This window comes from Paractinoplanes polyasparticus (genome assembly GCF_019710575.1).
Taxonomy (GTDB): Bacteria; Actinomycetota; Actinomycetes; order Mycobacteriales; family Micromonosporaceae; genus Actinoplanes; species Actinoplanes polyasparticus.
Map to the genome: position 1 here is coordinate 164,205 of NZ_JAHWFK010000001.1, position 26,805 is coordinate 191,009.

The 26,805-nt window shown below is 71.8% G+C and carries 29 protein-coding genes; 16 read left to right on the forward strand and 13 right to left on the reverse strand.

Translation table 11 applies throughout. The features are described from left to right. Positions 1-69: 69 nt before the first annotated feature. Both KXC43_RS00775 and KXC43_RS00780 read left to right on the forward strand, forming a co-directional pair. Complete coding sequence (locus KXC43_RS00775; RefSeq protein ID WP_221373888.1) at positions 70-1,050, forward strand: ATP-binding cassette domain-containing protein; 981 nt, start codon at positions 70-72, stop codon at positions 1,048-1,050. Then, positions 1,047-1,892, forward strand: coding sequence for an ABC transporter permease (locus KXC43_RS00780; protein ID WP_221373889.1), 846 nt, complete (start codon positions 1,047-1,049; stop codon positions 1,890-1,892). The genes KXC43_RS00775 and KXC43_RS00780 overlap by 4 nt, the downstream gene beginning before the upstream one ends. Positions 1,893-2,164: 272 nt before the next feature. Here the strand turns inward: KXC43_RS00780 and KXC43_RS00785 are convergent, their stop codons facing one another. Beyond that, entirely contained in the window at positions 2,165-2,467 is a 303-nt protein-coding gene (locus KXC43_RS00785; RefSeq protein WP_221373890.1) for a hypothetical protein, read from the reverse strand. On the opposite strand from KXC43_RS00785, the gene KXC43_RS00790 reads away from it, so the two are divergent. After that, positions 2,444-2,749: a putative quinol monooxygenase gene (locus KXC43_RS00790; RefSeq protein ID WP_221373891.1), complete on the forward strand. Its 306-nt coding sequence runs from the start codon at positions 2,444-2,446 to the stop codon at positions 2,747-2,749. The two genes, KXC43_RS00785 and KXC43_RS00790, sit on opposite strands and share 24 nt — an antisense overlap. After that, positions 2,749-3,687: an alpha/beta hydrolase gene (locus KXC43_RS00795; RefSeq protein WP_221373892.1), complete on the forward strand. Its 939-nt coding sequence runs from the start codon at positions 2,749-2,751 to the stop codon at positions 3,685-3,687. Before KXC43_RS00790 ends, KXC43_RS00795 begins: the two co-directional genes overlap by 1 nt. Before the next feature lie 25 nt (positions 3,688-3,712). Here the strand turns inward: KXC43_RS00795 and KXC43_RS00800 are convergent, their stop codons facing one another. After that, a complete protein-coding gene (locus tag KXC43_RS00800) occupies positions 3,713-4,453 on the reverse strand; it encodes a MerR family transcriptional regulator (protein WP_221373893.1) in 741 nt (246 codons plus the stop codon). Positions 4,454-4,469: 16 nt separating this feature from the next. Then, positions 4,470-5,690 carry an MFS transporter gene (locus KXC43_RS00805; RefSeq protein ID WP_221373894.1) on the reverse strand — a complete coding sequence of 407 codons (1,221 nt, stop codon included), beginning with the start codon at positions 5,688-5,690 and terminating at the stop codon, positions 4,470-4,472. 93 nt (positions 5,691-5,783) lie between these two features. On the opposite strand from KXC43_RS00805, the gene KXC43_RS00810 reads away from it, so the two are divergent. Next, the gene (locus KXC43_RS00810; RefSeq protein ID WP_221373895.1) at positions 5,784-6,320 is read left to right on the forward strand and encodes a P-loop nucleotide/nucleoside kinase family protein; all 537 of its coding nucleotides are present in this window, start codon (positions 5,784-5,786) and stop codon (positions 6,318-6,320) included. Positions 6,321-6,327: 7 nt separating this feature from the next. Here the strand turns inward: KXC43_RS00810 and KXC43_RS00815 are convergent, their stop codons facing one another. The 3 genes from KXC43_RS00815 to KXC43_RS00825 all read right to left on the reverse strand — a co-directional run bounded on the left by KXC43_RS00815 (position 6,328) and on the right by KXC43_RS00825 (position 8,775). Beyond that, on the reverse strand, positions 6,328-7,071 hold the full coding sequence (locus KXC43_RS00815) for a phosphotransferase enzyme family protein (protein WP_221373896.1): 744 nt from the start codon (positions 7,069-7,071) through the stop codon (positions 6,328-6,330). An 18-nt stretch (positions 7,072-7,089) separates the two neighbouring features. Then, complete coding sequence (locus KXC43_RS00820; RefSeq protein ID WP_221373897.1) at positions 7,090-7,755, reverse strand: Bax inhibitor-1/YccA family protein; 666 nt, start codon at positions 7,753-7,755, stop codon at positions 7,090-7,092. Positions 7,756-8,034: 279 nt separating this feature from the next. Next, positions 8,035-8,775: a mechanosensitive ion channel domain-containing protein gene (locus KXC43_RS00825; protein WP_221373898.1), complete on the reverse strand. Its 741-nt coding sequence runs from the start codon at positions 8,773-8,775 to the stop codon at positions 8,035-8,037. Between the two features lie 221 nt (positions 8,776-8,996). Between KXC43_RS00825 and KXC43_RS52525 the strand changes: the two genes are divergently transcribed. Further along, complete coding sequence (locus tag KXC43_RS52525; RefSeq protein ID WP_221373899.1) at positions 8,997-11,060, forward strand: cyclic nucleotide-binding domain-containing protein; 2,064 nt, start codon at positions 8,997-8,999, stop codon at positions 11,058-11,060. Here the strand turns inward: KXC43_RS52525 and KXC43_RS00835 are convergent. Beyond that, positions 11,038-11,469, reverse strand: coding sequence for a VOC family protein (locus KXC43_RS00835; RefSeq protein WP_221373900.1), 432 nt, complete (start codon positions 11,467-11,469; stop codon positions 11,038-11,040). The genes KXC43_RS52525 and KXC43_RS00835 overlap by 23 nt on opposite strands. 63 nt (positions 11,470-11,532) lie before the next feature. Between KXC43_RS00835 and KXC43_RS00840 the strand changes: the two genes are divergently transcribed. Further along, positions 11,533-12,462 carry a helix-turn-helix transcriptional regulator gene (locus KXC43_RS00840; RefSeq protein ID WP_221373901.1) on the forward strand — a complete coding sequence of 310 codons (930 nt, stop codon included), beginning with the start codon at positions 11,533-11,535 and terminating at the stop codon, positions 12,460-12,462. Here the strand turns inward: KXC43_RS00840 and KXC43_RS00845 are convergent. Then, entirely contained in the window at positions 12,440-13,555 is a 1,116-nt protein-coding gene (locus KXC43_RS00845) for an MFS transporter (RefSeq protein ID WP_255643290.1), read from the reverse strand. The genes KXC43_RS00840 and KXC43_RS00845 overlap by 23 nt on opposite strands. 46 nt (positions 13,556-13,601) lie before the next feature. Between KXC43_RS00845 and pdxR the strand changes: the two genes are divergently transcribed. Both pdxR and KXC43_RS00855 read left to right on the forward strand, forming a co-directional pair. Further along, entirely contained in the window at positions 13,602-14,987 is a 1,386-nt protein-coding gene (gene pdxR / locus KXC43_RS00850; protein ID WP_221373902.1) for a MocR-like pyridoxine biosynthesis transcription factor PdxR, read from the forward strand. Positions 14,988-15,069: 82 nt separating this feature from the next. Beyond that, complete coding sequence (locus tag KXC43_RS00855; protein WP_221373903.1) at positions 15,070-16,044, forward strand: aldo/keto reductase; 975 nt, start codon at positions 15,070-15,072, stop codon at positions 16,042-16,044. 252 nt (positions 16,045-16,296) lie between these two features. Here the strand turns inward: KXC43_RS00855 and KXC43_RS00860 are convergent, their stop codons facing one another. Continuing rightward, positions 16,297-16,854, reverse strand: coding sequence for a snapalysin family zinc-dependent metalloprotease (locus tag KXC43_RS00860; RefSeq protein WP_221373904.1), 558 nt, complete (start codon positions 16,852-16,854; stop codon positions 16,297-16,299). Positions 16,855-16,950: 96 nt separating this feature from the next. Next, the gene (locus KXC43_RS00865; protein WP_221373905.1) at positions 16,951-17,607 is read right to left on the reverse strand and encodes a TetR/AcrR family transcriptional regulator; all 657 of its coding nucleotides are present in this window, start codon (positions 17,605-17,607) and stop codon (positions 16,951-16,953) included. Positions 17,608-17,790: 183 nt separating this feature from the next. Between KXC43_RS00865 and KXC43_RS00870 the strand changes: the two genes are divergently transcribed. Then, the gene (locus tag KXC43_RS00870) at positions 17,791-18,450 is read left to right on the forward strand and encodes a response regulator transcription factor (RefSeq protein WP_221373906.1); all 660 of its coding nucleotides are present in this window, start codon (positions 17,791-17,793) and stop codon (positions 18,448-18,450) included. Here the strand turns inward: KXC43_RS00870 and KXC43_RS00875 are convergent. Together KXC43_RS00875 and KXC43_RS00880 are read right to left on the reverse strand one after the other, a co-directional pair. Then, positions 18,447-19,847 carry an Nramp family divalent metal transporter gene (locus tag KXC43_RS00875; protein ID WP_221373907.1) on the reverse strand — a complete coding sequence of 467 codons (1,401 nt, stop codon included), beginning with the start codon at positions 19,845-19,847 and terminating at the stop codon, positions 18,447-18,449. The genes KXC43_RS00870 and KXC43_RS00875 overlap by 4 nt on opposite strands. Continuing rightward, positions 19,816-20,667: a shikimate dehydrogenase gene (locus tag KXC43_RS00880; RefSeq protein ID WP_221373908.1), complete on the reverse strand. Its 852-nt coding sequence runs from the start codon at positions 20,665-20,667 to the stop codon at positions 19,816-19,818. Before KXC43_RS00880 ends, KXC43_RS00875 begins: the two co-directional genes overlap by 32 nt. A gap of 93 nt (positions 20,668-20,760) precedes the next feature. Here KXC43_RS00880 and KXC43_RS00885 point away from each other — a divergent pair, with 93 nt between their 5' ends. Continuing rightward, positions 20,761-21,111: a DUF1304 domain-containing protein gene (locus KXC43_RS00885; RefSeq protein WP_221373909.1), complete on the forward strand. Its 351-nt coding sequence runs from the start codon at positions 20,761-20,763 to the stop codon at positions 21,109-21,111. Between the two features lie 206 nt (positions 21,112-21,317). Continuing rightward, positions 21,318-22,226 carry an SDR family oxidoreductase gene (locus KXC43_RS00890; RefSeq protein ID WP_221373910.1) on the forward strand — a complete coding sequence of 303 codons (909 nt, stop codon included), beginning with the start codon at positions 21,318-21,320 and terminating at the stop codon, positions 22,224-22,226. Between the two features lie 32 nt (positions 22,227-22,258). Here the strand turns inward: KXC43_RS00890 and KXC43_RS00895 are convergent, their stop codons facing one another. Next, positions 22,259-22,978, reverse strand: coding sequence for an alpha/beta fold hydrolase (locus KXC43_RS00895; protein WP_221373911.1), 720 nt, complete (start codon positions 22,976-22,978; stop codon positions 22,259-22,261). Between the two features lie 146 nt (positions 22,979-23,124). Here KXC43_RS00895 and KXC43_RS00900 point away from each other — a divergent pair, with 146 nt between their 5' ends. The 4 genes from KXC43_RS00900 (at position 23,125) to KXC43_RS00915 (ending at position 26,803) form a co-directional block, all read left to right on the forward strand. Continuing rightward, entirely contained in the window at positions 23,125-23,994 is an 870-nt protein-coding gene (locus KXC43_RS00900) for an RNA polymerase sigma-70 factor (RefSeq protein ID WP_221373912.1), read from the forward strand. A 90-nt stretch (positions 23,995-24,084) separates the two neighbouring features. Further along, entirely contained in the window at positions 24,085-25,425 is a 1,341-nt protein-coding gene (locus tag KXC43_RS00905) for an NAD(P)/FAD-dependent oxidoreductase (RefSeq protein WP_221373913.1), read from the forward strand. A gap of 17 nt (positions 25,426-25,442) precedes the next feature. Next, positions 25,443-25,790 (forward strand): sigma-70 family RNA polymerase sigma factor family protein, encoded by a 348-nt coding sequence (locus KXC43_RS00910; protein WP_221373914.1) that lies wholly within the window; start codon positions 25,443-25,445, stop codon positions 25,788-25,790. 68 nt (positions 25,791-25,858) lie between these two features. Further along, positions 25,859-26,803 carry an SDR family oxidoreductase gene (locus tag KXC43_RS00915; RefSeq protein ID WP_308128912.1) on the forward strand — a complete coding sequence of 315 codons (945 nt, stop codon included), beginning with the start codon at positions 25,859-25,861 and terminating at the stop codon, positions 26,801-26,803. The last annotated feature ends 2 nt before the right edge of the window (positions 26,804-26,805 follow it).

Here is a 26,805-nt window from a genome sequence, read left to right on the forward strand (position 1 = left end):
GTCCCGGGCCCGCGAATTTGTCATACCCTCACGCGAAGATGTGGCCCACGCCCAACGGAGGGACAAGCCATGACCGAACCGGCCATCCGGACCACCGGTCTGATCAAGAGATTCGGGGACAACACCGCCGTCGCCGGCGTCGACCTCACGGTCCCGCCCGGCACTGTGTACGGACTGCTCGGCCCCAACGGCGCGGGCAAGACCACAGTGGTCCGCATACTCGCCACGCTGCTCCGTCCCGACGGCGGCACGGCCCGGGTCTTCGGCCACGACGTGGTACGGGAGGCCGACGCGGTGCGCAGCCGGGTCAGCCTGACCGGCCAGTACGCGTCGGTCGACGAAGACCTCACCGGCAGCGAGAATCTGGTGCTCCTGGCCCGGCTGCTCGGCCACTCCAAGCCGCAGGCCCGCGACCGGGCGGCCCAGTTGCTGGCCGCGTTCGGGCTCACCGAGGCGGCCGGCCGCCAGGTCAAGAAGTACTCGGGTGGCATGCGGCGGCGCATCGACATCGCCGCCAGCATCCTCAACACCCCCGACCTGCTGTTCCTCGACGAGCCGACCACGGGTCTCGACCCGCGCAGCCGCAACCAGGTGTGGGACATCATCCGCATCGTGGTCGCCGCGGGCACGACGGTGCTGCTGACGACGCAGTATCTCGACGAGGCCGACCAGCTGGCCGGCCGCATCGCGGTGATCGACCACGGCCAGGTGATCGCCGAGGGCACCCCGGGCGAGCTCAAGTCCTCGATCGGCGCCGGCACGATCCACGTCCGGCTGCGCGACGCGGCCCAGCGGCCCGAGGCCGAGCGCCTGCTGGCGACGGTGCTGGGCACGACCGTGCAGCAGGGCTCCGACCCGCTCGCGGTCACCGCGCGGGCCGAGGCGGGTGGCTCCGATCGCGGGGCGGCCGAACTGGCTTCGCAGGCGCTGGCCCGGCTGGCCGAGGCCGGCATCGTGGTCGACGACTTCTCGCTCGGCCAGCCCTCGCTCGACGAGGTGTTCCTGGCCCTGACCGACCGTCCCGCGTCGCCGCAGGAGGTTTCCGCATGAGCACCGAGACCGCCGAGGCCGTCACCACCTACGCGCCCTCCAGCGAGACCCTGGGCGCGGTGCTGGCACGGGCCGATCGCCCGGCCCGCCCGAGCGCGTGGGGCGCGTCGCTGACGTTCGGCTGGCGGGCCGTGCTGAAGATCAAGCACGTCCCCGAGCAGCTGTTCGACGTGACCGCGTTCCCGATCATCATGACGCTGATGTTCACCTACCTGTTCGGCGGCGCGCTGGCCGGCTCGACGGGCGAATACCTGCAGTTCTTCCTGCCCGGCATCATGGTCACCAGCGTCGTCATGATCACGATGTACACCGGCGTCGGCCTCAACACCGACATCGAGAAGGGCGTCTTCGACCGGTTCCGCACCCTGCCCGTGTGGCGTCCCGCGGCCCTGGTCGGCATGATCTTCGGCGACGTCCTGCGCTACATCCTGGCCGCGACCACCATCATGGTCGTCGGCCTGATCCTGGGCTTCCGCCCCGAGGGCGGCTTCCTGGGCGTGGTCGGCGGCATGGCCCTGCTGGTCGTCTTCTCGTTCGCGTTCTCCTGGATCTGGACGATGTTCGGGCTGTTCCTGCGCTCCGAGAAGTCCGTGATGGGCGTCAGCATGCTGGTGCTGTTCCCGCTGACCTTCCTGAGCAACGTGTTCGTCGACCCCGGCACCATGCCCGGCTGGCTGCAGGCCTTCGTGAAGGTCAACCCCGTCACCCACCTGGTGTCCGCGATCCGCTCCATCATGGCCGGCGCCCCCGACATGGCCGAGATCATGTGGACCTTCGTGGCCGCCGCCGTCCTCGTCCTGGTCTTCGGCACCCTGACGATGCGCCTCTACAACCGCAAGTGACCGGCTCGGGTCGAGCTGCCCAGCCGGGCCGTTTCCGCCACGACGCCAGAGCTGCTACGCGTCGCCCACCGATCGGCACGGGGTAGCCGAGCCCGAAGGTGCGGGGTCCGGTCCCGATGGCAGCGGCAGCTCGGTGGGGTCACGCCAGTGAGCGAAACGCTGTGCCACGTGGTCGATCACGCCGTACTTGAGCAATTGGTCGTAGCTCAGGATGAGAACGAAACCGACGGCGAACACCGTGACGCTCGCGAGCGTGGCCGGCAGACCGGAAGTCAGGAAAAGGCGAGGTAGGTCCAGGCGGCGAGCACCGCGGGGTAGATGGTGGCTGCGGCGAACGGCTCGTTGACGACACCCAGCAGCGATTGCGGGCGGCGCAGGAACTGGCCCGCGCCGCGGTGCAGCAGATCGTCAGCGGCGGACAGTCCGAGCGCACGTTCCAGATCCTGCCGCGGAACGGTTGAGAGGATCGGGCAAGCATCCGGCAGGATCGTTCTCTCGGATGCCCTGGTCAGGATGATTCGATCGAGTGGTCTTGAAGGAGGCCACCGCGAATGACCGTCAACCACGGATTCCACGCCACCATGACCGCGCAGCCCGGGCGCGGCGACGAGGTCGTCACGCTGCTGCTCGAGGCGCCGTCCCTGCCCCACCCGGACTGTGTCGTGTTCCTCGTCGGTCGCTCGGCTGGAAACCCCGACGTCGTACATGTGACCGAGGGTTGGACGAGCCGGGAGGCCCATGGCGCGTTCTTCGGCAGTGAGCCGGCGCAGGCGTTCGTCGCCGCGTTGCAGGCGCTGCTGACCGGCGAGTCCGGCTACTCCGACGAGGTACCCGTCGGCGGCAAGGCGGCGTTCTGATGCCGAAGCCACCCGAACTCGATCCGCAGCTCCGCACGCTGCTCGCCGGCATGCCGGACTTCCCGCTCCTCAACCGGGAGACCCTCGAGCAGATCCGCCCGTACGCGGCGGGCCCGATCGAACCGATCCTCGAGGGCCGCGCCGTCGCCCGCCAGGAGGTCACCATCCCCGGCCCCGACGGCGGCGAGCTACCGCTGACCATCCTCAGTCCCCCCGGCGCGACCACCGCGCCGTGCATCTACTGGATCCACGGCGGCGGCATGGTCATGGGCAATCGCTACTCCCAGATCGACATCCCGCTGGAGTGGCTGGAACGTCTCGGCGCCGTCGTCGTCTCGGTGGACTACCGCCTGGCCCCCGAAGCCAACGGCGCCGCGCTCGTCGACGACTGCTACCAAGGCCTCCTCTGGGTCGCCGCGCACGCCGCCGAACTGGGAATCGACCCGTCACAGATCGTCGTGGCCGGCGCCAGCGCGGGCGGCGGCCTGGCCGCCGGGGTCGCGTTGAAGGCCCGCGACGAGGGCGGCCCGGCACTCGCCGCGCAGGTGCTCATCGGCCCGATGCTCGATTACCGCAACGCCACCACGTCGAGCCGCCAGTTCTCCGGCGAGCCCGGCGTCTGGACGCGCGAGATGAACGCCTTCGGCTGGCAGTCGGTGCTGGCCGGAAACGCCCCGCCGGCGTACGTCTCCCCCGCGGTGGCTGGCGACCTTACCGGCCTGCCACCCGCCTACCTGGACGCCGGCTCAGCCGAGGTCTTCCGCGACGAGGTCGTCACCTACGCGTTCCGCATCTGGTCCACCGGCGGCCAGGCCGACCTGCACATCTGGGCCGGCGGCTTCCACGGTTTCGACGCCCTGTTCCCGACGGCGCCGCTCTCCGCGGCCGCCCGCGAGACCCGCACCGATTGGCTCGCCCGCCACCTGACCCAAAGCTGATCCCGTCGCCCATATGGGACGAGCCTCACGGTGACTCGGCCGCCCCGCTGACCAGCCGGGCGAGGAATTCGCGCTGGGCGTCGTTGAGAACCGTTTCCTGGTACGCCGTGAGCAGCGCCCCGGTCCGCGGATCGACATCCTGCAGACCGTCATGACTGAGGTGGCCCAGCGCCAGCTGGTAGTCCGCGACCAGCCGCTCGATCTCCTCCTCCGTGGAGTCCGGCCCGAGCGCGGCGAAGCGGACGGTCAACGCGGTGGTGGCCGCCAGCAGCCCCGGCTCGGCGACCTGGTTGAGCAGCCCGGTCAACGCGGCCCGGCCGTCCTCGTCCAGCCCGTGGTGCAGCAACAGCATGACCTCGCGGTCGTGCCGGAGCATGGCCGGCGGCAGGTCCGGTCCGCCGGCCGGGATCACGATCAGGCCGGCCAGTTCCGGCGGCGTGTCCGGGCTGGCCCCGGCCGCGCGAAGCCGGGCGATCACCTCGCGGCGGGCGGTGAGCCGCTCGATCTGGGATGCCAGCTCCCGGTCGAGCTCGTCGAGGACCGCGTCGGCCCGGCCCTCGGACCGGAGCAGAGGCGGGATCTCGTGGAGCGGAATGCCGAGCTCGGCCAGCCGCCGGATGCGCAGCAGCAACACCAGGTCGGTCACCGTGTACTCGCGATAGCCGTTGGACCGCCGCGCCGGCTCGGGCAGCACGCCGACCTGGTGGTAGTGCCGCAGGGTGCGGACGCTGACCCCGGCCGTGCGGGCGATCTCGCCGCTGTTCATCCGTGCCTCCCGCCGGTCAGCCTACGAGCTCGGCGTCGGGCGCCGGCCGTGGTTCCAGGTCGCGCAGCGCCCGCACGCCGATCGCGAGGACACCGGTGACGAGCCAGACGACCGCCAGGACGACCGCCCCCGTCCGCGGGCCGGACCCCTCGACCAGCAGCGCGGCCCCGCCCATGCCGAGGGCCGGGGCCAGGGTGAGGATCGAGTTCTGCAGGCCCATCACGCGCCCCCGCACCGCGTCCGGGATCCGTTCGACCATGAGCACGCCCATCAGGCTGCCGAACAGTCCGTTGCCCAGCCCGACCAGGACGGCGGCGCCGAGCACGACCCACGGACCGGCCAGGGTCGCCATCGCGCCGAAGCCGGCGATCGTGATCAGCATCCCGGTCAGGAACCAGCTCCGCCGCCGGCCCCGGCCACCCGCCGCGGCGTACGTGCCCCCACCGATCAGCAACCCGACGGCGAGCGCGCTGAGCACCAGACCGAGCATCTCCGGCCGTTCCTGCAGGGTGAAGTAGACCGGCAGGACCAGCGCCTGGAAGCCGGCCAGAACCACGACGAGGCCGACGCTGAGCAGCGTGGTGGTCAGCAGGAACGGCGAGCGGACCAGTGTGTGCCAGCCGTCGCGCAGCACCACCCGCTGCCGGCCGCCCGCGACTGCCGGGACAGCACCTACCGAGCGCGGTATGAGCATCGTGACCGCCGCGGCCGCGGCGGAGGTCGCCGCCGTGAACCACAGCACGGTGACGCCGTCGAACGTCGCGATCAGCACCGCCCCCAGCGCCGGCCCGATCAGCATGACGATCGCGCCGAGCGCCTCGCGCAGCCCCAGCAGCCGCTCGGCCCCCATCCGCCCGGCCCGGGTGATGCCCGGGATCATGGCCTCACGCGCTGTCAGCCCCGGCACGTCGCCGAACGAGCCGATCACCGCGAACAGCACGAACCATCCCAGGGCCAGCCCGACGGTGGCGTCGACCAGCGGCAGCGCGGCGATCGAGAGCGCCGAGACCACATCGGTGAGGACCGAGGCCGTACGCCGGTTGATCCGGTCGATCACCACGCCCATCACCAGCCCGGCAGCGGCCGCGGGCAGTGCCGAGGCGACGGCGACGGCCCCGGTGGCGAGCACGCTGCCGGTGGTCTGCAGAACCAGGAGGGGCAACACCACTCCGGCGATGGAGTTGCCCAGCAGGGACAGGACGTAGGAGGCCAGATACGCCGACGACACGCGGTTCATGCGTTCATCGCAAACCATGACGTCGCGTCGGGGTCAAATCCGGACTGGCCGACGGTAGTGTCGATCTCTCAGCCGCCGGAGGAGCAGGTAGGGATGAGGCGACCGACACTTTTCCTGACGGTGGGACTTCCGTGCACCGGAAAGACCACCGCCGCCCGGCGTATCGAGATCGAGCACGACGCGCTCCGCCTCACGAAGGACGAGTGGGTGAAGGCCCTCTACGGACACGAGAACCCGCCGTCGGCCGGGGACGTGATCGAAGGACGGCTCATCGGGATCGGGTTGCGTGCCCTCGAGCTCGGCACCAACGTCGTGATCGACTACGGTCTGTGGAGCCGGGACGAACGCTCCGCGCTACGCCGGGCCGCAGCCGACCGCGGCGCCGCGGTGGAGCTGCGCTATTTCGAACTCACCCCCGCCGAACAGCGGAAACGAGTTGATCAGCGGCAGGCCGAAGCGCCCGGCACGACGTGGCCCATGTCCGACGAGGAACTCGCCGAATGGGCCGCCTTCATCGAGATCCCGACGCCGGGCGAACTCGACGGCAGCGAGCCCGTCGACGACCCACCGGCAGGCTTCGCGACCTGGGACGAGTGGCGCGAGCACCGCTGGCCGCCGGCGCTGTCCTGACGCCCGCTCATGGTGAACGAACCGGCCGGACCTCGGCGAGCCGGCGGACCGCGTAGTCGTCGTCCCAGCTGACGGCGGCTTCCCAGGCGGCCGAGGCCTGGGCGGCGATGTCGTGCTCGTCATCCTCGAGGCCGGCTGCGTTGCCGGGCAGCACGAGGTCGAGGGCGGGGACGTCGAGGTGGGCCTCGTCCCAGTCGATCAGCGCGACCGAGGTCGCGGTCATGCGGACGTTGCCCGGGTTGGCGGGATTGCCGTGGACCACGCACGTCGGGCGGCCGGCCAGCCGCGCCCATGCGGCCCGGCACCGGGCGACGCCCTCGGGAGGCATCGCGCCCAGGTCGATCTTCGTGCCGGTCGAGGCGTGCAGAAGGTCGGTCGACGAGCGCCAGCCGGGGCGCTGCGGCCACCCCCGCGTCAGACGATGCAGCTCGCGCAGCGGACCGGCCACCCGGCGCCAGTCGGCCCGCGTCTCGGGCGGTCCGCCGTCCAGGAAGGTCATCACGACCAGGCCGTCGGCGAACAGCCGCCCGTCCGTGGTCGGGATCGGCACCGGCACGGTCAGACCCTCGCGGTCGAGATGCCGCAGGAGCGCTGTCTCCCACGCGAGGTCGGCGTCGCTCCTGCGGCCGAGGCGACCGACCACGAGGCGCCCGTCGAGGCGCACGCTCCACACATCGTTGGCGACCCCGCCGGTGAGCGCTTCGATGCGGGCGACGTCGTCACCCCACTGCGCGAGCGCGTCCCATCCCATCGGCCCGACCTTACAAGCTCAGCGATCGTTCGAGCGGCCCCCGAAGATCTGCAGGAAGAACAGGAAGACGTTCAGGATGTCGAGGAAGATCGAGGCGGCGATCAGCGGAGCCGAGTTGAGGTCGGTGGTGCGGCGCAGGCGCTGGAAGTCCACCATCGTGAGCACCGCGAAGATGACCAGCCCGAGCACGGCGTAGATCAGGGCGCCGTTCGGGATGTTGACGAAGATCAGCACGATGCCGAAGACGATCAGCGCCACCAGGGCCCAGAAGGCGTAGCGGGCCAGCGCCGACAGATCGCGCCGGGTGGCGTAGCCGGCGGCGCCGGAGCCGGCGATGAACAGGGCCGTCGCGCCGCCCGACTGCCACAGCGCCTGGGGGTCCTGGCCGGCGTAGTAGGACAGCGTGGGCGCCACCGCCAGTCCGATGAAGAGGCCGAAGAGGGCCAGCAGCCCGATGGTCAGCTCACGGCTGCGGCGGGCCGAGAACTGCATGCCGATCAGGGCGGCGAACGAGGCGACGTACGCGATGATCGCCCCGCCCCCGCCGAAGTCACGGCCGAGGTAGGCGCCGAGCGCGAACAGGCCGGCGGTGCCCGCGACGAACGCCATCGTCTGGGCGAACAGGGTGTGGCTCCGGTCCCGGGTGGTGATGACCCCCGACGGGTACGCGATCGAGTCGTCCATGACGTCACTCTGGCCCTCTGCCCCCGCGGGCCGAGCCAGGGAATCTCCCTGGTCGTGGTCGGTCCCGGGTCACAACCTCGTTACCCAGCGGGCACCGGGTGCGCAGCGGGATCGCCCCGGTGTCGCTGGTCACGGTCGCGGGACCTCGTAGTCGAGCAGCAGCTCGCGGACGACGTCGACGGCGTCGGTCGTCACGACGGTCGTGCCGGTCCAGTTGGCCATGCCGAACGGGATGCCGACGATGGTCACGCACTGGGCGATCCCGGGCCGCGCCACCGGTCAGTCGCCGTTCTGCTTGCGCTCCGGCTCGTCGGTGACCTCGGCCAGGGCGGCAGCGGTGGCCACGGCGGCCGCCTCGTCGTCGTCGGCCGGACCGGGCGGCACGTCCGGCGTCTCCTCGGGCGGGTCGCCGTCGAAGGGTCCGACCGCGGAGGCCAGCAGCGCCGAGTTGGGGATGTTGAGCGGGCCGTCGGCGGTGTCGAGCACGGTGTAGAGCAGCCCGGCCGAGACGATAGCGCCGTAGTGCGGCCCGCCGATCGCGCCGGAGAACACCCGGACCCGCTGCCCCGGCACGTACGGGCGGGCGAACAGCAGCACGAGGCCGGCGAACAGGTTGCTGAGCACCGGCTGCGCGGCCAGGCCCAGAATGACACCGGTGACCGCGCCGCCGACCAGCAGGTTGCGCAGCCCGATGCCGACCAGGTCGCACACCACGAAGACGGTGATCAGGTAGCCGGCCAGCTGCACGAGCAGCCGCAACGGCGTCGCGGCCGCGTCCCCGCCCCGGGCGAAGGCGATCCGGTGCACCTCGCGCGAGGCGGTACGGGTCGCGATGATGCCGGCCACGGCGACCACCAGCGCGGAACCCCAGGCGATCAGCCGTTCCCGAAGCTCGGGCGCGTCGATGTCGCCCAGCCGCGTGCCCACGACCAGCCCGGCCAGCGCGATCAGCCCGAAGAACACCGACTTCCGGAAGTCGGGCCGGACCTTCTGCTCGAGCGCCTTCCACGGTTCGTTCACGACCCACCCCCTGTCCCGCGCAGGAGATCATATCGGCAGCTCCACCGGGCCACCGTCGGGTCGTCCCCGTTCCGGGGGACGGGGCGCTCTAGATCCTTTTGTCCGCCATTGCGTGGACCACCTATCTTGGGCTGGTCGAGCGGCGACGATCCCGTCGCTCCCGGTTCTCCGGCTTCACGCGGCCATCGCCGCTCAGCCCCGCTTCTTCGAAGGGAGCACCCGTGTCCGGCGGGCGCACCGGGGACCTTCATGAGGTTCTCGTGGTCTCGTGCGACATCGTCGGCCACTCGTCCGAGCTCGTGCACGATGTGCAGCTCGGCCGGGTCGTCGGCCTCAACACCGTGGTGTCGGAGACGATCGAGGATCGTTCCGACGCCATCTGGGCCTCCGGCGGCGACGGCGGGCACGTCGTCTTCCCCGAGGGCGACGACCGTGGGGCGGCGCAGGCCGCGCTCGATCTGGTCACCCGGTTCCTCACGTGGTCGGCCACGGCCGGTGTCGGGTTGCGGATCGTCGCGCACGCCGGCCGGGTCAGCCTGGTGCGGGGCGCCGACGGCCGCGTGCAGGTGGTCGGCAACGGCATCAACGTGGCCGGGTGGATGCTCGCCCGCGGCGGCCCCGACGGCGTCATCGTCTCCGAGGCGTTCCGCCGGCGACTGGAGCGGCACGGCGAGTGGGACGGCATAGCGTTCCACGAGCCGCGCACCCTGCGCGACAAACGGGGCGTCGATCAGCTGCTCCTGCGCATGTCGGTGCGGGACCTGCCGTCCGCGTGGTACTCCCCGATCGAGGGTGACCGTCAGCAGCTGCGCGCGGCGCTCGCTCTCCGGCGCAGCGACCCGGCCTGGAGCCACCGCGGCTGGGAGATCATGTACTTCGCCAAGCGGATCCTGCAGGTCAACAAGAGCGACCGCGAAGCGCTGGACGCCATCGGCACGATCAAGAAGCTGCAGCTGATGTACACGACGCCCGACGGCGACGAGGACACCAATCCGTTCTTCGAGTACCTCGACCCCACCATGCTTCGCGAGGTCGTGCTGTCCGCCCAGCTCGTCGAGCGCCAGTACAACGAGGTCATCTGCCGTGGCGGCGACGAAGGCGACACGATGTTCGTCATCCTGCGCGGCCGCGTCGGTGTCTACAAGACACACGGCGAACACGACTCACGGCCGATCGAGCCGCACTTCTCGCACCAGGAGGGCGATGTCGTCGGTGAGCTCGCCCTGGCTCTGGGCCGCAACCGCACCGCCGATCTGGTCGCCCTCACACCGGTCGTGCTGCTCTCGTTCCACTACCAGGACATCATGAAGCACCTGGAGAGCCTCACCGGCAACCAGGCGGCCGGCTGGGCCCGCGAGGCGATCGAGGGCTTCATCAGCCGGCGCGTCCTGGAGTACATCAGTCAGGACGTCGACTTCCTGTACGGCCGTGACGGCGCCGGCCCGCTGGCCTCGGCCCAGGGCGGCGACCCGATCGCCACGCTCAGCAACTACGCCGAGCGCATCGAGCTGCCCGACAACATGCGGCAGATCACCTTCGACGACGCCGTCGCCGCGGCCCGCACCCCCGGCGCCCGGCACGGCATCTACGTGCTGGCCGACGGCACCCTGCAGAGCCGGGCCGATCCGGGTTTCACGCTGGGCGGGCTCACCTTCCCGATGCTCTGGATCGACCTGCCGGGCTTCCTCACCCTGCCCCGGCACCAGTTCGGCCGGGGCAGCGACAAGGTCAAGGTCTTCCGCATCGCGGCCGGTGGCATCGAGCAGCTCGAACGGACCGTCCGCGAGAAGCTGCGCCGGTCCCTGCTCGCCGCGGCCGCCCGCTCCTGCTTCGTCTACGACGCCTTCATCTCGTACACCGAGCATGACGTCGGCGATGCGGCAGCCTGGGAGCAGGCCCTGAAGGAGCGCGGCTTCCGGGTCTTCATGGATCGGCCGCAGAGCGGGGCCGAGTTCGGCGAGACGGTGGCCAACGGGCTCAAGCACTCGCTCGCCCTGGTCCCGATGATCACCTCGAACGTGCAGATCCGGGATCCGGAGGACAACTGGGTGATGCGGGAGATCACCGCCCGGCGGGCGTACTTCCCGCTCGAACCCCAGATCTTCCCGGTGGTCTTCGGCGCGGCCCGGCCCGAGCGGATAGCGCCCGGAGTGACCCCGATCCGGGTCGGCTCGAACGCGGCCGAGGCCGTCGACCAGCTGGCGCATCGGCTGGAGGCCCTCCGGTCGGGCCTCCTGCCGCCGCCACACGGCGAGACCGAGATCATCGACCTGCCGCTGGAGTGAGACGCGCCGCCAGGATGTCGTCGTAGTGCTGGTTGCGCATGACCCCGAGGACGTTGCCGAACGGGTCGAGCACCGACGCGGTCACGTAGCCGGGGCCGCGCTCGGTCGGCTCGTCGTGCTTCGTGGCGCCCAGCGAGAGCAGCCGCTGGTAGGCCGCCTCGACGTCGCCCACGGCCCAGTAGACGACCACGCCGGCCGGCGTGCCGGTCGCCGGGTGCGGCGCGAACTTGCTGTTGAGCAGGCCGAACTCGTGCTGGTAGTCGCCGATGCGCCATTCCAGGTAGGCGCCCTCACGCACGAAGTACGGCTCGACCTCGAACACCTCGGTGTACCAGGCCCGGGCCGCGTCGAGGTCGTCGGCGAAGAGGGTCACTGTGGTCAGTCCGCGGAGCGCTGCTGTAGAAGTCATGACCCCCATCATCGGCCGGAAAGTGCTCACCTTCTGAGCACTTTTCCGGGCAGAATCTGCGGCATGCGCGCCGATCGTCTCGTCGCGGCCCTCCTGCTGATGCAGGCGCGGGGCCGGGTCACCGCCGCCGAACTGGCCACCGAACTGGAGGTCTCGGTGGCCACTGCCCGCCGCGATCTGGAAGCTCTGTCGGCCGCCGGCATCCCCGTCTATCCCCAGCCCGGCCGGCACGGCGGCTGGCAACTCGTCGGCGGCGCCCGCACCGACCTCAGCGGCCTGACCGACGCCGAGGCCCAGGCGCTGTTCCTGCTGGCCGGCCCGGCCGCGTCGACCTCCGGCGAAATCAAGGCGGCCCTGCGCAAGCTGATGCGCGCCCTGCCCGAGACGTACCGCACCGAGGCCCAGGCCGCGGCCGACGCCACCGTCGTCGACCCCTCGCGGTGGGGCGAACTCCCCCGCGACCACCCCGCCGAGGTGCACCAGTTGCAGCAGGCGGTGGTCCGCCGGCGCAGCGTCCGGTTCCGCTACAAGGACGCCCGGCGCGAGGCCGACCCGTGGGGCCTGATCGACAAGGACGGCCTGTGGTACCTGATCGCCGGCACCCCGAAAGGCCGGCGCACCTTCCGTCTCGACCGGGTGACCGATCTCGAGGTGACCGCCGAGACGTTCGAACGCCCCGCCGGCTTCACCCTCGACACGGCCTGGGACGAGGTGGTGGGCACGATCGAGGAACGGCGGTCCCGCACCTGGGCCACCCTGCTCATCCCGGAACGCTTCGTCTGGGTGCTGCGCGACCACTTCGGACGCCACTGCCGGCCCGGCGACGTGCTCGACGACGGCCGCGTCCGGGTGCAGGTGGGCGCCCCCACCCCGCGCGACATCGCCCGCACGCTGTCCGGCTGGGGCTCGGTCGTCGAGGTTCTCGACCCGCCGGCCGTACGGGAGGAGCTGGCCCGCATCGGCGCCGAGCTCACGACCCTCTACGCGAGGTAGCGACCGGGATCAGGGCGAAGGCGGGCAGCGTCGCGACCGCGGCCAGGACGAAGACCGCGTCGACGCCGAGCGGGGCGACCAGCAGGCCGGCGACCAGGGCGCCGGCGGCCATACCGAGGTCGTACGCGATGTTCCAGGCCGCGCTGACCGTGTTCTCGCCGCCGGGCGGCATGCTGTCGTACATCAGGGTCAGCGTGGCGTTCTGCAGCAGGCCGAAGCCGGCGCCGAAGACCAGAGCCGCCGGTACCGGGGCGAGGGCCAGTCCCGCTGTGCCGGCCGCGGTCAACGCGAGGCCCGGTCCGAGCAGGCGGCCGGGGCCGTAGCGGTCTCCCAGGCGGCCCGCGGCCCACCGGGCAGCGGTGGCCGCCGCGGGCTGCACCAGCAAGGCGGCCGCGACGACTCCGGCCGACCGGTCGTCGCCGGCCAACGGCAGGAGGGTCACGAAGACGCCCACGGCCGAGGTCGAGGCCGCGAAGATCGCGGCCGGGCGGGCCAGCGCGCGGTGGAACACGCTGCTGCTCTCGGCCACCGCGGACCGGCGGGGCAGGCCGGGCACCGAGAGCAGGGCGAGCAGCGTGAAGATCGTCGTGGCGACGAAGACCGGCGCGAAGCCCCAGCGGTGGGCGGCCCACACCCCGGCCGGCAGCGCGAGCAGGCTCGACACGCCACTCACGAGGCCGACGAAGGCGAGGCCCTGTCCCCGGCGGCCGGCCGGGATCAGCTTGGCGGTCAGCGCTCCCCCGGCCACCGTGCAGATCGCGAACCCGAGGCCGCGCAGCACACAGACGGCAAGGATCACGGCCGGGTGGGCGCTGACGGCGAGCGCGATCGTCGGGGCGCCGAGCAGCAGGAGTCCCCCGGCCAGCGCGGCGCGGTAACCGACCCGGTTCACCAGGCGCGGCGTAGCCACCTCGCCGGCCACCGTGGCCAGCAGCAGGGCGACCGTGGCGAGCCCGGCGGCGCGGCCCGAACCGGCCAGCATCGGCACCACCGACAGCGGCAGGAAGAAGCCTACGGACGCCCCGAGGATGGAGACGGACCGCAGCAGCAGGGGGCCTGTGATCAGTCGGCTGTGGACCGTCATGGTGGTCATGAGATGACGCTAGGACGCCACCGGGTCACTGATAAGGTCCAGTTCCATGCCCGTGGAGTGGGCCGGTTCGGGGCCCGAACTGCTCGTGACGATCGACCGTGGCCGCGGCGCCGGATTGCGCACACAACTCGAAGACCAGCTGCGCGCCGCGATCCGGGCCGGTCGCCTGGCCGCCGGCGAGCCGCTGCCGTCCTCCCGTGAGCTGGCCCGCGCCTTGAGCCTGTCCCGCGGTCTCGTCCAGGACTGCTATGCCCAGCTGCAGGCCGAGGGCTACCTGACGAGCCGTCCCGGCTCAGCCACGCGGGTGGCCGCGGCCGCGATGCCGGCCACCGGCGCGCCACCCCGGCCCCCGGCGCCGGCCGAGCAGTTCCCGGTCGCCGACTTCCGGCACGGCGTTCCCGACCTCAGCCTCGTGCCGCGACAGGACTGGGCGTGGGCGGTCCGTGAGGCCTGCCGCACGATGCCGGACGCCGCCTTCGACTACGGCGACCCCGTCGGCCCGGTGCGGCTGCGGGAGGTGCTGGCTTCCTATGCCGTACGGGTGCGGGCGGCCTCAGCCACGGCGGCCGACCTGATCGTGTGCACCGGCACGCAGCAAGCGCTCGGCCTGGTCGTCGGCGCGCTGGCCGCCGCCGGCGTCGGCACGATCGCCGTCGAGCACCCCGGCAGCGGCCGGACCCTCGGCCCGCTCGCCGAGGCGGCCGGGATGACCTGCGTACCCGTGCCGGTCGACGGGGCCGGACTCGACGTCACCGCCCTGCGCCGCACCGGCGCCCGCGCCGTCCTGGTCACCCCGGCCCACCAGTGGCCGACCGGCGTCGTGCTCACCGGCGCCCGCCGCCAGGAGCTGATCGCCTGGGCCCGTGAGCACGACGGCGTCGTCATCGAGGACGACTACGACGCCGAGTTCCGCTACGACCGCGAGCCGGTCGGCTCCCTGCAGGGCCTGGCCCCCGACCATGTCGTCTCGCTCGGCACGGTGAGCAAATCCCTGGCACCGGCCCTGCGCCTGGGCTGGGTCATCGCCCCCGGCCGGCTGCGCGAGCCGATCGCCCACCGCAAGTGGCTGGCCGACCGCGGCAGCCCCGTCGTCGACCAGTTCGCCCTGGCCGTGCTGATCGAGTCCGGACGCTACGACCGCCACCTGCGCCGCATGCGCACCGAGTACGCCGCCCGCCGCGACACCCTGGTCGCCGCCCTGAGGCGCCACGCACCGCACCTGCCGCTCACCGGCCTGGCCGCCGGCTTCCACGCCGTCCTCGACCTGCCCGCCGGCGCCGACGAGCAGCAGCTGATTGCCCGGGCCGCCCACCGCGGCGTCGGCCTCTACGGCGTCGCTGGTTCCCGCCCGCAGCTCGTCCTCGGCTTCGGCAACACGTCACGCCGCGAGATCGAGGCGGGGATCAGCGCGATCGCGGATCTGCTGCCGTGACGGTGCCGGGGCGGCCGCTGTTGGGGCAGGGTGGTAACGCCGCCCACGACGTTCGCGGGCGCGAACGGCAGGAGGACACGGCATGCGCAAGCGGATCCTGGGGAACGGGCTCGAGGTCTCGGCGATCGGGTTCGGGGCCATGGGCATGAGTTCCGGCTACGGGCCGGGGGCCGAGCGGGCCGACCACGTCGCACTGCTGCGGGCCGCGGTGGAGCGCGGGGTCACTCTGTTCGACACCGCCGAGGTGTACGGGCCGTACGTGAACGAGGAGTTGGTGGGCGAGGCGCTGGAGCCCGTGCGGGACGACGTCGTGATCGCCACCAAGTTCGGCTTCAATATCGGCGGCGAGGGGGTGGACAGCCGGCCCGAGCACATCCGGGAGGTGGCCGACGCGTCGCTGCGGCGGTTGCGGACCGACCGGATCGACCTGTTCTATCAGCACCGGGTCGACCCGGCGGTGCCCATCGAGGAGGTCGCGGGCGCGGTCCGGGAGCTGATCGAGGCGGGCAAGGTGCAGCACTTCGGCCTGTCCGAGGCGGCCGCGGCGACCGTGCGGCGGGCCCACGCGGTGCAGCCCGTCACGGCCCTGCAGTACGAGTACTCGCTGTGGTGGCGCCGCCCCGAGGCCGAGATCCTGCCGCTGGCCGAGGAGCTGGGCATCGGCTTCGTGCCGTTCAGCCCGCTGGGCCGGGGCTTCCTGACCGGTGCGATCACGGCCGGCACCACGTTCGGCGAGGGCGACATGCGCGCCTCGCTCCCCCGCTTCGACGCCGAGGCCCGGCAAGCCAACCAGGCGGTCGTCGACCTGCTGCGCCGCAAGGCCGACAGCAAGGGGGCCACCCCGGCCCAGATCGCGCTGGCCTGGCTGCTCGCCCAGCGGCCGTGGATCGTCCCCATCCCGGGCACCCGCCGGCTCGCGCGGCTGGAGGAGAACCTGGCCGGCGCCGCGGTGGACCTCACCGACGACGACCGGCACGAGCTCGACACGGCCGCAGCGAAGATCGACATCCGGGGCGACCGCTACTCGGAGCAGGCCGAGCGGCTGACCAACCTGTGATCACGGGACGAGCTGCGGCTCCGGTTCGGGCCGGCGCGAGCTGGGCAGGGCGCGGGGCACGCTGAGCGTGGAGGCGGCGCCGTGAGGCTGGTTGGGCTCGTACGCGACCTCAAGCCCACCCGGTGGCCGCGATGGCCCGCACGGCCGCCGAGACACTGTTCGACCAGCTGGACCACCACGGCGGGCCGGCCCTCTCCCGCCTGTTCGAGCCGCATCCGGTCCGGGCGTCCTGACCGCCGTGCGGGCCTTCGGTCAGCCGGCCGCTCCGACCAGGGCGGGCTGCCAGACGTACGTCTGCGGGGTGACCCGGGCGACGACGGAGGACCGGAAGTTCGCCTCCACCTGGGCCAGCTCGCGGGAGTTGGGATAGGAGTTGGTGCACGCGATCGGGGCGCTGCTGCCGGACATCAGGTCGGCGCACAGCCCGGTGCGGCGGTCGGGCAGGCCGAGGATGTGGCCCAGCTCGTGGGCGGCGATCCGCGGCGGGTGGTAGCCCTGGTCGACGGCCTGCCGGCCCATCCAGACCCGGCCGTTGCCGAGCGAGGTGGTCTGGGCGCGGGGCCAGCCGTTGTCGGCGTAGACGCGGATGTTGGGCGTGCGGCCGGCGGTGACCGGTTCGAGGCGCACATTGGTGGCCCGGCTGTTCCAGATCTGGGCGCCCTGGTTGATCACGGCCACGAACTCCTGCGCCTGGCTGGCGTCGTAGTAGAGCACGCGGGGCGCGGCCGAGGCCGGGGCGGACCCGGCGACCAGCACGCCGGCGAACGCGACGGCCGAGATGAGCGCGGCCGCCATTCTGCGGAGAAGCATCAGTACCCTCCTGCGGGGGATCGGGGGGTTGTTCTGGCCCCGACCCTAGCTACGCAGAGACCTTCATCGATGCTTCTCGGACATACCGATTGCGTCCTACCGCGGCGGAGCGGCGGTCACGTGGGCCACGACCAGGTCGCCGATCATCTGGCGCTGATGAGCCCGCAGGGCCGGGTCGAGCAGGTCGCGGTCGAAGATGGCGCGGAACGTGTAGCGGTTGGCGCCGCGGAAGATGCAGAAGGCACTGATGATCATGTGGACGTCGAGGGCGTCCACATCGTCGCGGAAGAGGCCCCCGGCCACGCCCCGCGCCATGATGCGGGTCAGCACGTCGAGCGCGGGGGCGGCCAGGCCTTCGCGCACCTCGGACTTCAGCAGGTGCTGGGCGTAGTGGATGTTCTCGATGGCGACCAGGCGGACGAAATCCTGGTGTTCCTCGTGATGGTCGAAGGTGAGCTCGGCCAGCTTGCGCAGCGCCTCGACCGGTTCGAGGTGGTCGACGTCGAGCTTCTGCTCGAGCGCACGGATGTGCTGGTAGGCCTGCTCGAGGACGGCCAGGTAGAGGCCCTCCTTGCCGCCGAAGTAGTAATAGATCATGCGTTTGGTGGTACGGGTCTTGGCGGCGATCTCGTCGACCCGGGCGCCCGCGTAGCCCTGGTCGGCGAACTCGTGCGTGGCGACGTCGATGATCTCCGCTCGGGTGCGCTCGGCATCCCGCACCCGTTCGCCGGGCGTCGCCGCTCCCGTTGCCATCCGCTTCCCTTCCGCCGGTCATCCCGACTTTAGCGGGCCGCGGATATTGAGCGTCGGTCGAAACAGCGGACCTTTCAGATCGGCGGCATCGCGGCCGAGGCAAGTGCCATGCCTCGTCCGCCCTGGAGGAGCTGATCACCGTCAGCGCGATCGCGGTCGCCCGACCGGGCTATCGTGCTGTCCATGCGTGTTCTGGTCGCCGATGACGAGAGGGTGCTCGCCGACACCGTGGCCGACGGGCTGCGGGACTTCGCGATGGCCGTCGACGTGGTGTACGACGGCGAGGCGGCCAGGGAGCGGGTGACCGTCAACCGCTACGACGTCGCCGTGCTCGACCGGGACATGCCCGGCGCCACCGGCGACGAGGTCTGCCGCGAGATGATCGCGGCCGGGCTCGACACCCGGGTGCTGCTGCTCACCGCGGCCGCCGGCATCCGCGACCGGGTCGAGGGGCTCGGGCTGGGCGCCGACGACTACCTGACCAAGCCGTTCGCCTTCGCCGAACTGGTCGCCCGGGTGCAGGCCCTCGGCCGCCGGGCCAACGCCGCGCACGGCCCGGTGCTCGACCGCGAGGGCATCACGCTCGACATCCCCCGGCACACCGCCTCGCGCGACGGGCTGCCGCTGCGACTGTCCCCCAAGGAATTCGCCGTGCTGCACGTGCTGCTGCGGGCCGACGGGGCGGTCGTCAGCGCCGAAGACCTGCTGGAACAGGCCTGGGACGAGAACGCCGACCCGTTCACCCAGACCGTGCGGGTCACCGTGATGACGCTGCGCCGCAAGCTCGGCGACCCGCCGGTCATCCACACCGTGCCGCGCGTCGGCTACCGGCTGGGTGGCTAGAGCCGCTGCAACTGGGTGATCACCATCGCCACCGCGAAGAAGCCGTAGAACCCGATGGCCACGAGCATCCCGCCGAGGCGCCAGCCGCCCAGCCGTACGGCGGAAGGAAGGTCCTTGAGGTTGAGACGCACCAGCAGTACCGAGTAGAGCAGCGTGACCACCGAGGCCGCGCACGTCGACACGATGAGCAGGCCCAGCGGCTGGGTGAAGCCGGCCAGCAGGATGGACGAGCCCAGCACGATCTCGGCCCAGACGACGGTCAGATAGAGCCGCGGCTCGGTCCAGCGGGCCGAGGTCTGCAGATAGTTGCGGCGCAGGAAGTCGCCGGCCACCCGGCCGATGATGTCGAGCAGGCCCATCGCGGCCGCCCACAGCGAGACGGTCGCCACGGCCAGGAAGAGCAGCTTGAGCCAGCCGCCGACCTGGTCCGAGAGGATGTCGGCCTCGATGCGCAGGAACGAGGTGTCGTTCTTGATGTCGTCCCGGCCGAACAGCAACTGGTAGGCCAGCAGGCACATGACCGTGATGGTCACGAAGCAGACCGCCACGAAGGTGACCAGGTGCTCGGCGTTGGCCCGCTTCCACCAGACCTGCCAGCGGGCCAGGTTCTGCTCGTCCGCCGGGAAGGCGTAGAGGTCGGTGCCGGCCGCCTCCTCGCGTCCGGTGATGGGCGAGACCAGCCGCGGCACGTGCGCGCCCATGCCGTAGCGCTTGTCGCGGATCCAGTTGCTGAGGACCAGATTGTGGACGCCGCCCGCACCGGCCGCCCCGATCGCGCTCAGCAGCAGGGTGAACGTGATGCCCTCGGGGATCTGCCCGAACTCGGTCACCGTGGCCCGGGCGCCGTCGCCCCACGTGCCGAGCGAGATCACGAAGACGATCACCACGATCAGGAAGAAGATCGTGAGGCCGACCTTGACGATCTCGACGCGCTCGACGGTGTTGTAGACCACCTTGGACACCGAGAGCAGCACACCGATGGCGACCAGGGTGACGACGGTGATCCAGACCGGGTCGCCCCCGCCGACCAGGTAGGTCAGCACGGTGCTGCCGCTCGTGGCCCAGCCGGGCCAGGCGTACTGGAAGGCCCCGGCCAGGCAGATGATGATCCCCCAGCCCTTCCACCAGCGGGAGAAGCCTGCCACCACGGTCTGGCCGGTGGCCAGCGTGTAGCGCTCGATCTCCATGTTGATGACGAACTGGACGGCGAGGGTGCAGAAGGCCAGCCAGAGCAGGCCGAGACCGCCGATCGCGGTCAGGTAGGGCCACAGGATGATCTCGCCGGCGGCCATGCCGATGCCGACGGCGACCACGCCGGGACCGATCATCCGGCGCAGGGACAGGGGTTCGGGAAGGTTACGGGTCTCAGCGGGGATCCGGGTACGGGAGGGATTCATGGCGGGCTCCGTTGTCGTGGAGTACGGCATCGAGGTGGCGCAGCATCCGCGCGGTGTCGGGGGTTCGCCCGGTGAACAGCTCGAAGGCGGCGGCGGCCTGGTAGGCGCACATCGCCGTCCCGCCGACGGCCCGCAGCCCGGCGTCGCGGGCCGCTCGCAGGAGCGGCGTCACGACCGGCATGTAGACGATGTCGGCCACCCACAGGCCGCGGTGGAGGAGCTCGGTGGGCAGGGGCAGTCCCGGGTGGGCGCGCATGCCGACCGGGCTGGCGTTGACCAGCCCGTCGGCCTTCGCGATCGCCGCCGGCAGATCGGCCGGCGCGGCGACGGAGAGGCGGGGATCGGAGAACCGGGCGGCGAGCTGCTCGCGCCGGCCCGCGTCCGGGTCGACGACGGTCAGGTGCTCGACGCCCAGCGTGAGCTGGGCATAGGCGCAGGCGGCGCCGGCCCCGCCGGCGCCGGTCTGGACGACCCGGCCTCGGGCGAGGTCGCGGTAGGCCTCGGTGAACCCGTACGCATCGGTGTTGTGCCCGGACCGCCGGCCGTCGCGGAGGACGACAGTGTTGACCGCGCCGATCGCCCGGGCCTGCGGGGACAGGTCGTCGAGCAGACCGATGACCTGCTGCTTGAAGGGATGGGTGATGTTGAGCCCGGCGTAGCCCTCGCTCTCGGCCCGGGTGAGCAGGTCGCCCAGGGCAGCCGGGGATCCGGTGTCGAACAGGTCGTACGTGAGGTCGAGGCCGTGGCTGCGGCCCTCGGCCTCGTGCAGCGCCGGGGACAGGGAGGTGCCGATGCCGGCCCCGATCAAGCCACAGCGCATGCTCGTCGCTCCCGCGGTTCGCTAATGTACGGACTGGTACGTTAGTTATCCGCTGTGACGGGGCCCACTGTCAAGAGCCGGTAGCCTGTCGCGGTGATCATCATTGCGAACGTGCTGGTGGCGCTGGTCGCGCTCATCCACGCGTACATCCTGGTCCTGGAGATGTTTCTCTGGACCACCCCGCGTGGGCAGCGCGCGTTCGGACTCACCCCGGAATTTGCCCTGCAGACGAAGACGCTGGGGCTGAATCAGGGGCTCTACAACGGTTTCCTGGCCGCCGGGCTGATCTGGGGGCTGGTCGCGGACAACTTCGGCGCCAAGGTGTTCTTCCTCGCGTGCGTGGCGATCGCCGGCATCGTCGGGGCCGCCACCGCCAGCCGCCGCATCCTCTACGTCCAGACGGCTCCGGCCGTGCTCGCGCTGGCGTTCGTGCTCATCGCCTGAACTTGTCGGACCCCCCGCCTACGCTCTCGGGCATGAGAACGCTCCTCGGCCACGTCAGGTCCCGGACGATCACTGTCACCGGTGCGACGTGGGCTGCGGCGCATGTCGGGGTTCGAAAGTCTTTCAGCCGGAACGTGTTCACGGCCATGGCGCCCTGAGGTCCGGGCCCGCCGAGGTTCCGACGCCGGCCCGCTGAGAGGTGCTGAATGACCGGTGTTCTGGAAGGCGAGGTCGCGCTGGTGGCCGGGGCGACCCGGGCGTCCGGCCGGGCCATCGCCGTCGCGCTCGGCGCGCTCGGCGCCACGGTCTACGTCACCGGGCGCAGCACGCGGGCCGGACGCTCCGAGATGGACCGGCCCGAGACGATCGAGCAGACGGCCGCGGCGGTCGACTCGGCCGGCGGCGCCGGCATCGCGGTCCGGGTCGACCATAGCGTGCCGGCCGAGGTGGCGGCGCTCGCCGGGCGGATCGACGCCGAGCAGGGGCGGCTCGACGTGCTGGTCGACAGCGTGTGGGGCGGTGACATGTTCACCGAGTGGGGCCGCACGATCTGGGAGCACGACCTCGACCGGGGGCTGCGCCTGCTGCACCAGGGCGTCGACACCCACCTGATCACCAGCCACCACGCCCTGCCGCTGCTGATCCGGCGACCGGGCGGGGTGGTGGTCGAGATGACCGACGGCAAGGCGATCGACGGGGACTATCGCGACTCGGTCTACTACGACCTGGTCAAGGCCTCGGTGATCAGGCTCGCCCAGGCACAGGCGGTCGAGCTTCGCCCGCACGGCGGCGTGGCCGTCGCGGTCACGCCGGGGTGGCTGCGGTCGGAACGGATGCTCGACGAGTTCGGGGTGAGCGAGCACAACTGGCGCGACGGAACGGCGAGGGACCCGCACTTCTGCGCGAGCGAGTCCCCCCACTACGTCGGCCGGGGCGTGGCCGCGCTCGCCGCCGATCCCGGCGCCGCCCGGTTCAGCGGGCAGACGTTGTCGAGCGCGGACCTCGCCGCCGCCTACGGCGTCACCGACGCCGACGGCACGCGGCCCGACTTCCCCCGGTACTTCGCCGAGGTGATGGCACCCGGCCACCCCGCCGGCGACGCGGATTACCGGTGACGAACCGGCGGCGACGCGGGCTACCGGCGAGGTCAGGCGGCGGCGATCGCTTCGAGGATGACGTCGGCGACGGCCTGGGGCCGGCTGACGCTCAGGGCGTGCGAGGCGCCGGGGATCTCGCGGGCCGTCTTGGCGCCGGCCCGGCCGGCCATCCAGCGGTGCAGCTCCACCGGGATGTTGAGGTCGGCGTCGCTGTAGACGAACCAGGACGGGATCGAGCGCCAGGCCGGCTCGTCGGCCGACAGGCCCGTGGACAGGGCGGCCTCGGTGACCGGGCGTTGGGTCGCGGCCATCAGCGCCGCCTCGGCCTCCGGGACGTCGGCACAGAACTGGCGGCGGAAGACGTCGCGGCGGATGGTGAACTCGTTGCCGCCCGTGGAGACGGGGTAGGCGGCGAGCGCGTCGCCGAGCGTGCTGCCGGGGAACTTCAGCGACAGCGCGAACGCCGACTCCCCCGTGTCCGGGGCGAACGCGTCGACGTAGACGAGTCCCCTGACCTCGTCGTTGCCGGCCGCCGCCTCGGTGACGACCATGCCGCCGTACGAGTGGGCGACCAGCAGCACCGGGCCGCCGACCCCGTCGATGACGTCGCTGACGTACTGGGCGTCACCGGCCAGGCTGCGCAACGGGTTGGCGACGGCGACCACGTCGAGCGATTCGCCGGCCAGGCGCTCGATGACGCCGTTCCAGCTGGCGGCCTCGGCGAAGGCGCCGTGCACGAGCAGGACGGTGGGCTTGGTGTTCTCGGGCATGATCTTTCCCCTCGGGAGTGGAAACTCGGTCCGTCAGCGGTGACCGGACAGCTCCCCGATCTGTGACGGAGTCGATCGTCACTGGTCTCGTTCCTGGCATCCGGGCTGGTCGGGGGGCCAGGATGAGGTGCCGGGAGGGGGCGCGAATGGGTCTGGGTGATCTCAACGAGGCAGCACGGGTGTTCACGGAGGCGCGGCCCCGGCTGTTCGGTATCGCCTATCGCATGCTCGGCAGCGCCACCGAGGCCGAAGACCTGGTGCAGGACGTCTGGCTGCGCTGGCAGACCTACGACCGCGACACCGTGGTGAACCCCGGAGCCTTCCTGGCCACCACCACGACCCGGCTCGCGATCAACAATCTGCAGTCGGCGCGGGTGCGGCGCGAGACGTACATCGGCCCGTGGCTGCCCGAGCCGGTCGACACCAGCGCCGACCCCTATCTGGGCGCGGAGACGGGCAACGCCCTCGAGTTCGCGGTGCTGATGCTGCTCGAGAAGCTGACGCCCCACGAACGGGCGGCCTACGTGCTCCGCGAGGCCTTCGATTATCCGTACGGCCAGATCGCCGACATCCTGCAGAGCAACGAGCCGGCCGTACGCCAGCTGGTGAGCCGGGCCCGCAAGCACGTCACCGGCGAGCGCAAGGCGCCCGTGTCGACCACAGCCCAGCGCGAGCTTCTGGCCACGTTCATCACGGCCGCCCGCAACGGCGACATGCAAGGGCTCGAGAAGCTGTTCGCCGCCGAGGTCGCCAGCATCTCCGACGGCAACGGCGCCCGGCAGGTCTCGCGCCGCGCGGTCGTCGGCGCGGCCCGTGTGGCCAAGTACGTCGCTGCCTTCTCGGCCTGGTGGTGGGAGGGCGTCGAGGTCCGGTTCATCACCGCCAACGGCCGGCCCAGCGCTGTGCTGCAGCGCGGCGACGAGATTCTCGCGGTGCTCACCGTCGAAGCGTCGGAGGACGGCATCGAGCAGGTGCTGTGGATGATGAACCCGCAGAAGATCGCCGCGGTGAGCTGACCCGCGGCTGTCACAGATCCGTGCCGTCCCCGGTCTTAGCGGGCGACAAGCTCGTCATGCCCGCCGCAGGCGGGAGAAACAGAGGGCACGATGCGGACGATCCTGGTGGTCGGCGGTGGCTATGCCGGCTTCTACACGGCCTGGAAGCTCGAGAAGAAGCTCCGCCGGGACGAGGCGAGGGTCGTCGTCGTCGATCCGCGTCCCTACATGACCTACCAGCCCTTCCTGCCCGAGGTGCTGGCCGGTTCGGTCGAAGCGCGGCACGCGGCTGTCGCGCTGCGCCGCCATCTGAAGAGCACGCGCCTGGTCAACGGCAGCGTCACGCGGATCGACCACGCGCACCGCACGGTCATGGTGCAGCCGGCCGCCGGCGAGAGCTTTCCCCTGGCGTACGACATCCTGGTCGTCACCGCCGGGGCGGTGACCCGCAAACTGGCCATCCCGGGCGTCGCCGAGAACGCGATCGGCATGAAGCACGTCGAGGAGGCCGTGGCCATCCGCGACCGGCTGCTGACCGCCTTCGACCAGGCGGCCACGCTGCCCCGCGGCCCGCAGCGGCAGCGGCTGCTGACCGCCACCTTCGTCGGCGGCGGCTTCTCGGGCGTCGAGGGCTTCGGCGAGCTCATGTCGCTGGGCCGGGCGCTCGTGAAGAAGTATCCCGAGCTCGACCCGTCGGAGCTCAGCTTTCATCTCGTCGAGGCGCGCGACCGCATCCTGCCCGAGGTGACCGACGAGCCCGGCCGCTGGGTGGTGCGGCATCTCGAGCAGCGCGGCGGCCACGTGCATCTGAACGCGCAGGTGCGCTCGGCCGCCGGCAGGCGCGTCGTGCTCTCCACCGGCGAGGAGTTCGACTCCGAGCTGATCGTGTGGACGGCCGGCAACGGCGCCAACCCGTTGGTGCACAACCACACGGACCTGCCGATCGACGCCCGCGGCCGGGTCGTGGTGCGGGCCGACCTGAGGGTGGGCACGGACGCCGAGCCGGTCGAGGACGCGTGGGCGGCCGGTGACGACGCGGCGGTGCCCGACCTGGCGATCGACCAGCCGGGCGCCGCGACCGTGCCGAACGCCCAGCACGCCGTACGGCAGGGAAAGCTCGTGGCCAGGAATGTGATCGCCGCGTTGCGGGGGCGCCGGGCCAAGCCGTACAAGCACGCCAGTCTCGGCGTCGTGGCGACCCTCGGCCTGGGCCGCGGCATCTTCCAGTGGCACGGGATCGTCATCAAGGGCTTCCCGGCCTGGGTCATGCACCGCGGCTACCACGTGCTCGCCGTGCCCACCTGGGAGCGCAAGGTTCGCGTGCTCGCCGTGTGGGCGACCGCCGTCCTCTTCGGGCGCGACATCGTCTCGCTGGCCTCCGTGCAGCACCCGCGCCGGGCGTTCGAGACCGGCGGCGAGCCGGTCCGCGCCACCGCCGGCACCCGTGCCTGATCCGGGCCACCCGGCCGATGCATCCGTTACACCTGCTCGCCGGCGCCTGCGAAGCCGCTGACCTCGCGACGGTCGAGTCCCTGCTGGCCCCCGGCGTCGTGGCCGTCTGCGACGGCGGTGGCCTGGTGTCCGCCCCGAGCGAGCCCGTGCGAGGCGCGGCGGAGGTCGCTTCGTTGTTGCTCACCCTGCTCGCCGGCGCGCTGCTCACCCGCGAGACGGTGAACGGCCTGCCCGGCCTGGCCGCCCGCCGCGCCGACGGGTCACCGCTGGCCGTTCTGGTGGCCAACGGCTTCCCGGCCGAGATCGGTTCGCTCTGGATCGTGCTCAACCCCGACAAGCTGCGGCGCTGGAGCTTGTACTCGTAGACCATGGTTACCGCCGCCGACCCGCGCCAAGGTGAAGTCACATCCTTTCTCTGACCTGGGAGTTTCTCGTGAGTACGAAGCTGGCTGTGGTGACCGGGGCGAGCAGCGGCGTGGGCCTGGGGCTGGCGACCCGCCTGGCCGTCGCGGGCGCCGAGCTGCTGCTGCCCGTCCGTGATCCGGCCAAGGGCGGGGCCGCCGTCGCCCGCATCCGCGCCGAGGCGCCGAAGGCCCGTGTCACCCTGGCCGCGCTCGACCTGGCGTCGCTGGCGTCGGTGGCCGCGTTCGCCGAGACCGTCGACCGTCCCGTCGATGTGCTCATCAACAACGCCGGCGTGATGGCGCCCCCCGTCCGGCACACCACCGCCGACGGCCTGGAGCTGCAGTTCGGCACCAACCACATCGGGCACTTCGCGCTCACGGCTCGGCTGCTGCCGCAGTTGCGCGCCGGGCGGGCCCGGGTCACGACGATGACGAGCAGCGCCGCCCGCAACGCGAGGGCCAACTGGGACGATCTGGAGAGCGCGCACGGCTACGCGGCCATCAAGGCGTACGGGCAGTCGAAGCTCGCGAACCTCCTGTTCGCGCTCGAACTCGACCGGCGCTCGCGGGCCGAGGGGTGGGACATCGTCAGCAACGCGGCGCACCCGGGCACGACCCTGACCGGCCTGTACTCCGCCGGTCCGAACCTGGGCCGCGACAAGCCGGCCCGCCTCGAGGCGATCATGTCGCGGCTGGCTCGCTGGGGCGTCTTCGTCCAGGGGGTCGAGCAGGGTCTTCAGCCCGCGCTGTACGCGGCCACGAGTGAGGCGGCGCGGGGCGGGCGGCTCTACGGGCCCGACGGGATCGGGCAGTTCACCGGGAAGCCGACCGAGCTCGCGATCTACCGCCCGGCCCGCGACCTGACCGCGGCCCGGCGGCTGTGGGCCGTGTCGGCCGAACTGGCCGGCGTGGACTTCGTTGCGGGTCGCGGCGGCACCGAACTCACCGCCTCCGGCGGGGAACCGAGGATCTGACC